General features: G+C 43.6%; 3 protein-coding genes. All 3 read left to right on the forward strand.

Features of this window, described 5'->3' with window-relative positions:
* The coding region (locus tag F6K57_RS35700) for a PAS domain S-box protein (protein WP_293072768.1) at nucleotides 1-2,984 on the forward strand (2,984 nt) is incomplete at its 5' end.
* A gap of 199 nt (nucleotides 2,985-3,183) precedes the next feature.
* Nucleotides 3,184-4,734, forward strand: coding sequence for an adenylate/guanylate cyclase domain-containing protein (locus tag F6K57_RS35705; RefSeq protein WP_293072770.1), 1,551 nt, complete (start codon nucleotides 3,184-3,186; stop codon nucleotides 4,732-4,734).
* A gap of 188 nt (nucleotides 4,735-4,922) precedes the next feature.
* On the forward strand, nucleotides 4,923-5,331 hold a 409-nt coding region (locus F6K57_RS35710), incomplete at its 3' end, for an HNH endonuclease (protein ID WP_293072772.1).

The raw sequence follows: 5,331 nt of genomic DNA on the forward strand, positions 1-5,331 counted from the left end.
TTAGGGAGAGTGAGGAACGGTTTGCTCTGGCTATTCAAGCCAACACCAACGGACTCTTTGAAATCAACCTGAAAACCTATGATCATTACTACTCGCCCCAATTTCTCAGCCTGATTGGCTACCCATTAGATCAAGATGGACCGACCATTAATGAATTACTGGCACTGATTCATCTTGAGGATATTGATGAGGTGAAAGCCATCCTAGATAACCTATGTGCTGGACGAAGTTCTCAGCGATGCAGCGCGGTCTTGGGGAGGCAGCGCGGTCTTGGGGGTTCCCCCCATGAGCGACTGCCGTTGGTTTCCCCCATGAGCGACTGCATCAAGAAGTGGAAACACAAGTTTCGTCTGCTGCGCACAGATGGCTCAATTTCCTGGATTCTCTCGACTGGCCTGGTGATCAAAGATCATAACGGTGAAGTGGTTCGTCTAGTTGGTACCTTTACTGACATTACTGATAGCCAGAGAGTTAAAGCCTTGTTAGCTGGACAAAATCGTATCCTGGAAATGATTACCCAGTGGGAGAAGTTGCCAGATGTACTAGACCGACTAGCTCGGTTGATTGAGGAGCAATTGCCCAAGATTAGGTGTGCTTTCTTGCTGGTGGACAAAAATGGGGTTAATCTGCATCATACTGCCGCCCCCAGCCTTCCAGAATCCTACATTCAGGCAATTGATGGTATGGTGATTGGTCCATATATGGCTTGCTGTGGCACTGCCGCCTATTGGCGAGAACCGGTCATGGTTAAGGATATTGCTACTCATCCCCTGTGTGGAAATATAAGGGATTTGGCACTCTCCCACAATCTCAGAGGGTGTTGGTCTATCCCCATTTTGTCCACTGAAGGGACGGTGCTAGGCACCTTCTCAACATACTACACTGAACCTCATACCCCAAACCGCGAAGAGCAACAACTGGCGGATAAGGCCACCCAACTCGCTAGAATTGCCATTGAGCGCTCTGTGGCACAGGAGGATGTACTCCGTACAAATGCCATGCTCAAAGCACAACAAGAAGCTGCCATTGATGGAATTTTAGTGGTTGATGAAAATTTTAGGGTGGTTTCCTACAACCACCGTTTCTGTGACTTGTGGCAGACTCCAGAACAGTTGTTTCAAGCCAATGATATTAAAGAATTGCTCAAGCAGCTGAGTTCTCAACTGAAGCATCCCGAAGAATTTCTGGCTCAGGTGGACTATCTCCAGGCTCATCCCAAAACAACGAACTACGATGAACTGTTAATGAAGGATGAGCGTATTTTTGACTTTTATTCAGCACCAGTGCTTACCAGTGGTGGGGATTACTATGGTAGAATCTTCTGCAACCGAGATATCACTGAACGTAAGCTATCAGAGGCAAAACTACGGCAGGCGGAACAGAAGTATCGCAAGTTAGTTGAGTCAGCTGGTGATGCTATTTTGATGGCAGATGCGGAAACCGGAATCATCCTGGAAGCCAATCAGATGGCGGAACAGATGCTCGGTCGTGGCAGAGATGAAATTATTGGGTTGCATCAGAGTCAGATTATTCCACGAGAACGATTCAAAGCCTACTCCCAAATTTTCCAGCAACATGTGGAGGCAGGGGGTGTATTTCAAGTAGAACTAGAATTGCTGCATCAAGTTGGTACAACCGTGCCTGTAGAAGTTAGTGCGACTACTTTGGAGCTGCAAGGCAAGACAGTTGTGCAGGGAATTTTTCGAGACATTAGCGATCGCAAACAGGCAGAACAGGCGTTGAAGCAGGCTAAAGTTGACGCGGAAGTAGCCAATCGGGCTAAAAGTGAATTTTTAGCCAACATGAGCCATGAATTACGTACCCCCCTTAACGGCATTTTAGGTTATGCCCAAATCCTCCAAGAGGAACCCAATCTGAGCGCTACGCACAAAGAGCAGCTCAGTATTATTCAGCAAAGTGGTCAGCATCTGTTAACCCTACTCAATGACATCCTGGATCTATCAAAAATCGAAGCCAGAAAAATGGAACTTGATGTCAGAGATTTTCAGTTTCCCAAGTTTCTCGAAGGTATTGTGGAAATTGTGGTGATCAGTGCTAAACAAAAAAACATTTCATTCCGTTACGAATTCCTTTCGCCTCTGCCTGAATTTGTCAAGGGTGATGAAATAAGACTGCGACAAGTTCTGATGAACCTTTTGGGAAATGCTGTCAAATTTACAGATACTGGTGAGGTAACGTTTAAAGTTGGTTATTTGGGGTGTTCAGAGTTGAACGTTGATCGGTTGAACCTTGTTCGCGTTAGCGCAGGGTCGGCCGAAGGCCACGCTTTCGCCGTAGGCGACGCTGAAGCGTGGCCGAAAGGCCAAGGTTGTCAAGACAACCTACCCTACGGTAACGCCCAAGGCGAACAACCTAAAAACCGTCAAGCTTTAACCGAAAAGCAAGGTACTCAAAAAATGCGCTTTGTGATAGCAGACACTGGCATTGGTATACCACCAAAACAACTAGCAGAAATATTTTTGCCATTCCATCAAGTGGGCAATACTGACCGTCAGGTTAATGGTACAGGCTTAGGACTATCGATTAGTAAACGTTTAGCGGAATTAATGGGTAGTGAATTAAAGGTGAAAAGCACTGTCGGTCAAGGTAGTATTTTTTGGCTAGATTTAGATTTGCCAGAGGTTTCCGAGGAACAACAAGGAGGACAAGGAATTCTAGAATCCACTAAGGAAGAGAAAGCTGAAGACGTTATGCCTGTAGCTCCATCGCCAGATCAAATATCCGTTCTGTATGAACTAGCAATTATGGGTGATATTCGAGGCATCCAAGAGGAAGCTAATTTGATTGAACAGTTGGATGATAAATTCATTCCATTTTCTCAAAAGTTGCGTCAATTATCAAAAGGGTTTAAAGAAAGACAAATTCTGGAATTTGTTCGGAAGTACATGGATACAAAAGACCGCGAAGCTCATCGAATAAAATCAAAGGATTTAAAAACTCCAGATAAAGTTAGTAAAAAATAAAGTCTATATCTTTAAAAATAATCGCCATTTAAATGACTAGTTAAGCCAGGGATAAGTTATTATATTTTTAAGGGTGATTTTAATTAGGTTTATTTGGATTAAATTGCACTATTTTTTTGTAAAAAAATATCCGAGTATTTTTGATATTATTAATTAGCCATTGATTAGCGAAAACCCCCAATAACGAGTTCATGTGATTATGAATATTTCCTCAGTAACTCAAACTAATCATCATTCCTCTTCCCGGAAAATTACCCTAACTGAGAGCTATAACAAAATTGGCTATAAAGGTGTAATTGTGATTGTTGATGATAGTCCGACTAATTTAGGGGTGATGTTTGAGTTGTTGAGCAATTCTGGATTTAAAGTCTTAGTCGCTCAAGATGGCTATAGTGCGCTCGAAAAAGTAAACTATGCTCAACCGGATCTAATATTACTGGATATTATGATGCCCGGAATTGATGGGTTTGAAACTTGCCGTCGCTTGAAAGCTCAAGAGTCAACTAGAGACATCCCAGTTATTTTTATGACGGCTCGTACTGATACTCTCGACAAAGTTAAAGGTTTCAGGCTCGGTGCAGTAGATTATCTCACTAAACCAGTGCAGCAGGAAGAAGTAAGAGCGAGAGTAAACACTCACTTGAAAATCGGGCGTTTACAAAAGCAACTACAAGCACAAAATTTTCAGCTCCAAAAGGAAATCAAGCAAAAACAAGAAGCTGAGCATAAATATCGCAGTATCTTTGAAAATGCCACTGAAGGGATTTTTCAAGTTACACCAAAAGGAAAATTTATCACCGCTAATCCAGCCCTAGCAAGTATTTTGGGCTATCAGTCGCCAGAACAACTGATTAATCAAGTCACGGATATTGGGAAAGAACTCTACCTCGCACCGAGGCGTCGTGACGATATATTAGCCCTAATCCACAAAGAAGAAACATTATCAGAGGTTGAGTCCGAGGTCTATCGGAAAGATGGTATGGTAATTTGGATTTCGGAAAATATACGAGCAGTCAGAGACAATTTTGGAGATTTACTCTACTACGAAGGCACACTTAGCGACATTACAGAGCGCAAAAAAGCTGAAGATGAACTTCGTCGTGCCCGAACCGAAGCTGAGCTTTTGCTGCTTAATATTTTGCCCCAACCGGTCGCAGAACAGTTAAAAAAAGGAGAACGTACTCTGGCAGAAAGTTTTGAAGATGTCACTGTTTTGTTTGCTGATTTAGTTGACTTTACCAAACTTTCAAGCCAAACTTCTCCCACTGAACTGGTCGAAATTCTCAATGTAATATTTTCAGAGTTTGACCAACTAGCTGAGGAGCATGGTGTCGAAAAAATTAAGACGATTGGTGATGCTTATATGGCTGTTGCCGGTCTGCCAAAACCTTGCAAGTATCATGCAGAAGCGATCGCTAAAATGGCATTGGATATGCAAACATTAATTGCCCAGTACAATGCTCAAACGAATCACAATTTCCGTCTCAGGATTGGCATCAACAGTGGACCAGTGGTGGCTGGGGTAATTGGAATCAAAAAATTCAGCTATGATTTGTGGGGTGATACCGTAAATATGGCTAGCCGTATGGAATCTCAGGGTATAGCAGGTGGGATTCAGGTTACAGTTACTACCTATGAGAAATTAAAAGATAAGTACCGGTTTGAGCAACGGCAACCGTTTGAAGTCAAAGGCAAAGGGAAAATGACTACTTATCTGCTCACAGGTCCTAAAGCAATGGGTAATGGGTAATGGGTAATGGGTAACTGACCTAACTATAGTTGACTTGACCCTTGACGGATTTCTTTAGTTCAGCAGTTCAGCAGTTCAGCAGTTCAGCAGTTTAGCAACACCCTAAATTAAACTAACCCATGGAAAAATAACCCAGAGTGAGCAACCTGTGCTACTATCTGGGAAAATCCTCCTAGCTGAGATCACCAATGGGTAAGGTTCTGGTGTTAAACGCCTCCTATGAGCCGCTCAACATCACCAACTGGCGACGGGCCGTTGTGTTGTTGATCAAGGGTAAGGCAGAGCGTATCGAACATAACGGCAAATACGTTTACGCAGATTTTCCACTGCCTACAGTGATTAGACTGCGCCATTACGTCCGGATACCCTACAAAGAGATTCCCCTTACCCGTCGTAACATCCTGCACCGTGATGGTCACTCTTGTCAATACTGCGGTTACAGCGGTGATGACTTAACGTTAGATCATGTGATTCCTCGTTCTCGCCATGGAGGTGACTCCTGGGAAAATCTTGTTACAGCTTGCGTGCGCTGCAACGTCAAAAAAGGGAATCGCACCCCTAAAGAAGCCAACATGATGTTGCGAACCCAACCCCGGA

Origin of the sequence: Moorena sp. SIO4A5, from assembly GCF_010672005.1 — a bacterium.
In the GTDB taxonomy this organism is placed as follows: domain Bacteria; phylum Cyanobacteriota; class Cyanobacteriia; order Cyanobacteriales; family Coleofasciculaceae; genus Moorena.

Coding starts and splice junctions, on each gene's coding strand:
- F6K57_RS35705 (WP_293072770.1), top strand. CDS start 3,184: ATGAATATTTCCTCAGTAACTCAAACTAATCATCATTCCTCTTCCCGG.